The organism is Kitasatospora sp. SC0581, assembly GCF_048159585.1.
GTDB lineage: Bacteria > Actinomycetota > Actinomycetes > Streptomycetales > Streptomycetaceae > Kitasatospora.
Genome location: NZ_JBLRWA010000108.1, coordinates 1 through 597, shown reverse-complemented (window position 1 = coordinate 597; position 597 = coordinate 1). Strand labels below are relative to the sequence as shown.

The 597-nt window shown below is 45.7% G+C and carries 1 protein-coding gene and 1 pseudogene; both read left to right on the top strand.

Annotation, left to right across the window (positions count from 1 at the left end):
- Positions 1-279 (top strand): annotated as a pseudogene (locus tag ACLWS4_RS37300) (hypothetical protein); the annotation flags it as partial.
- A partial coding sequence (locus tag ACLWS4_RS37295; RefSeq protein WP_416876465.1) for a hydantoinase/oxoprolinase N-terminal domain-containing protein occupies positions 263-597 on the top strand: 335 nt, incomplete at its 3' end. The pseudogene ACLWS4_RS37300 and the gene ACLWS4_RS37295, both read left to right, overlap by 17 nt.

The window sequence follows — 597 nt, the reverse complement described above, 5'->3', positions numbered from 1 at the left end:
TATTTTCAAAATGAATTTCTTTCTTTTCAAGTTCCGGATGCGTGCCAGTGTACAACCCCTGATTTAATCATTCTCGTTCATTATGAAACCGGGCTGCCTATAGCTGTATCGGAACTCCGTGAAGGGATGATGGCCATGGTTTTAACGGTAAAGGCTCCGGGACTGTATCAAACGAAAAAAATGCTTGCGCAAACGGGTCCTGAAATGTTCCGGATTCCAAATCAGTTTCTTCAGAAGGAAACGGCCGGGAGGAGGCAGCAAGGTGAAAATTGGCATTGATATTGGCGGAACCAACACACATGCCGTTTTGGTTTCCGGTGATGGAAAACTCAAAATGGTTGCCAGTTCTTTGACCACCCCTGATGTGTATACAGGCGTATATCGTTCAACGAAGGCCCTGCTGCAAAAATCAGAGATCAGGGCAGAAGAAGTAAAAGGGATTTATATCGGAACAACAGAACTGATGAATGCCGTACACGATGAGAAGGTTTTAGCAAAAACAGCTTTAATCCGGATGGCAAGAAGGCCTGTCCATATCACCCCGGCGCTTAAATGGCCGGCAACACTTCGAGGGTTGGTCACAGAGCCGTATTTTAT